The 2,724-nt window shown below is 66.4% G+C and carries 3 protein-coding genes; 1 reads left to right on the top strand and 2 read right to left on the bottom strand.

Features of this window, described 5'->3' with window-relative positions; translation table 11 throughout:
• Positions 1 to 360: SAM-dependent methyltransferase (locus V7E26_RS29820; protein WP_324422970.1), on the bottom strand; the 360-nt coding region annotated here is incomplete at its 3' end.
• Between the two features lie 230 nt (positions 361 to 590).
• Between V7E26_RS29820 and V7E26_RS29815 the strand changes: the two genes are divergently transcribed.
• The gene (locus tag V7E26_RS29815) at positions 591 to 1,793 is read left to right on the top strand and encodes a penicillin-binding protein activator (RefSeq protein ID WP_324422969.1); all 1,203 of its coding nucleotides are present in this window, start codon (positions 591 to 593) and stop codon (positions 1,791 to 1,793) included.
• Between the two features lie 106 nt (positions 1,794 to 1,899).
• On the opposite strand, the gene V7E26_RS29810 is transcribed toward V7E26_RS29815, so the two are convergent.
• Positions 1,900 to 2,724 (bottom strand): coproporphyrinogen-III oxidase family protein (locus V7E26_RS29810; protein WP_324422968.1); only part of this gene is annotated, 825 nt, incomplete at its 5' end.

The raw sequence follows: 2,724 nt of genomic DNA, 5'->3' as shown, positions 1-2,724 counted from the left end.
CGGCGTGCCGGCGTCCGACACCAGCGCGATCGCGGCGCCCTGCGCCAGCCGTTCCAGGATTTTCGGCCGCGCCATAACGGCATTGTGCTCGTGATATGGCTTGAGTTCCGCCGAAATCGCGTAGCGCTCGGTCAGGCGGCGGGTGATGCGGGTATCTTCGCAGGCGATGATGTCGACGCCGGCCAGGGTCTCGAGCGCGCGCAGGGTGATGTCGCCGAGATTGCCGATCGGGGTTGCCACCAGATAGAGGCCCGGTTTCGGCTTTGGGGCTGTGATGAGGTGGCCACCAATCAAAAATGTTCTGTTGGCCGAACCCGGTTCGGTATCAGGGCCGTAGTTTGAACTGGGCTTGGGGCGCATGCGACCAATCTAGAGGGCTCTCAGGTCGAGCGCCATATCTGCCGGGACGGCGGTTAAACCTGAAGTTCCCCGAAGGTCGGCGACGCCCGCCGGGGTGTAATCCTTTTGTTTTGGTTAACTAATCCTAGACAATATGCAGAATTGCGATTGGGTTCAGTAGCGGTTCAGGTGGCTCGGCGCAGAATGCCCGGAATCCTGGTCGACGGCGGTCGGTCACGAGAAGAGACAGAATGGAAGGCCCGTTCAATCGCAAGCCCGGATTCCCGGATCGGTCCACCTGGCCGACCCGGCGAACCGCAGTCGGCATCATTCTGGGCGCGCCGCTGCTTGGCGCCTGCTCCGGTGGTGGCGGCCAGATATTCGGCCCGTCTGGATCTGATGGGCCCCCGGGGCCGCAACAGCAGCCGCTGGCCGTGGGCGCGGGGAACGTCAAGGTTGGCCTGATCCTGCCGCTCTCGGCGGCCGGAAATGCCGGCGTCGCCGCGCAGTCGATGAAGAACGCGGCCGAGATGGCGCTGGCGGAATTCCAGAGCCCGAACATCCAGCTTCTGATCAAGGATGACGGCGGCACCCCGCAGGGCGCCCAGCAGGCGGCGCAAGCGGCGCTCGGCGAAGGTGTCGAAATCATTCTGGGCCCGCTGTTCGCAGGCTCAGTGCCCGCCGCCGCCCAGCTCGCCCGCGCCCGCGGCGTTCCGGTGATTGCCTTCTCGACCGACTCCAGCATCGCCGGGCGCGGCGTTTATCTGCTGAGCTTCCTGCCCGAATCCGACGTCAACCGGATCGTCGACTATTCCGCCGGAATCGGGAAGCGGTCGTTTGCGGCGCTGTTGCCCGACAACGCCTATGGCAATGTGGTGGAAGCCGCCTTCAAGCAGGCGGCCGGCCGCAAGGGACGCATCGTCGCCTTCGAGAAATACACCGCCGACCGGGCCGGGGCGGCGCGCACGGTCGCGCAATCGCTGGGCTCGGCGGACGCCCTGTTCATTGCGGATGATGGCGAATCCGTCGTGGCGGTGGCCGACGCGCTGACTGCGGCCGGCGCCAATCTGCGCAACATCCAGATGCTCGGCACGGGACTCTGGGACAACTCGCGGGTCTATGCCAGCCCGGTGCTGCAGGGCGGGCTCTATGCCGCGCCGGATCCGTCGGGCTTCCGCGCCTTCTCCGGCCGCTATCGCGCCAAGTTCGGCGCTGACCCCGTGCGCACCGCGACGCTCGTCTATGACGCCGTGGCGCTGGTCGCCGCGCTGTCGAAGCAGGGCAGCAATCGCTTTGCACCGGAGACGCTGACCAATGCATCAGGCTTTTCCGGCATCGACGGGCTGTTTCGCTTCCGCTCCGACGGCACCAATGAGCGGGGCCTCGCGGTGATGAAGGTCGCCAGCGGCGGCAGCGCGCTGGTCGCCGGCTCGCCGAAAAGTTTCGGGGCTTGAATTTTTCGTAGCCCGGGTGAAGCAAAAAGCGAAACCCGGGGCCGTTGCGCAAGCTGATAGACCTTCCCCGGATTGCGCTGCGCTTCATCCGGGCTACGGGACACCGCTACGCGGCGAGATCGGCCACGACGGCGTCGAGCACGGGAAATCCGTCCTTGGTGACGCGCAGGCGTCCGTCGGCTTCGACGGTGATCGCGCCTTCGTCGCGCAGGTTGGCGATCCGGCCCGGATCGAGCGCGCGGCCTGAAAGGGCGGCGTAGCGCCTGGGGTCGATCCCTTCCGTGAGGCGCAATCCCATCAGCAGGAATTCATCGGCGCGTTCTTCGCTGTTGAGGCGCTCGTCCGTGACGACGCCGTGGCCCCTGGCCTCAACCCGCATCAGCCAGGCCTCGGGTCGCTTCTCTGTCGCGGTCGCGTAGCGCCCGCCGTCGATATCAAGACGGCCATGCGCGCCGGGGCCGATGCCGGCATATTCGTCGCCGCGCCAGTAGACCAGATTGTGCTGGCACTCCGCGCCTGGTCGGGCGTGGTTGGAAATCTCGTAGGCCGGAAGGCCGTGCGCGCCGCATACTTCCTGCGTCACGTCGTAGAGCGCGCGCGCCAGCGTCTCGTTAGGCGTTTTCAATTTGCCCGCCGCATGCAGGCCGAAGAACGGCGTGCCTTCCTCGATCGTGAGCTGATAGAGCGACAGATGCTCGGCGGCTTCCGAGATCGCGAGCTTCAATTCGTCCGCCCACATCCGTGGCGTCTGGTCGGGGCGGGCATAGATCAGGTCGAACGAGTAGCGGTCGAACGCGGTGCGCGCGATTGCGACCGCATGCAGCGCCTCGCGCGCGCTGTGCAGACGTCCGAGCGCCTTCAGCGAAACGTCGTCGAGCGCCTGCACGCCGAGCGAGACGCGGTTGACGCCGGCGGCGCGATAGCCGCGAAA

Origin of the sequence: Bradyrhizobium sp., assembly GCF_036735945.1 — a bacterium.
Taxonomy (GTDB): domain Bacteria; phylum Pseudomonadota; class Alphaproteobacteria; order Rhizobiales; family Xanthobacteraceae; genus Bradyrhizobium.
The sequence above is the reverse complement of the archived record's forward strand: the minus strand, read 5'-3'. Positions and strand labels throughout refer to the sequence as shown.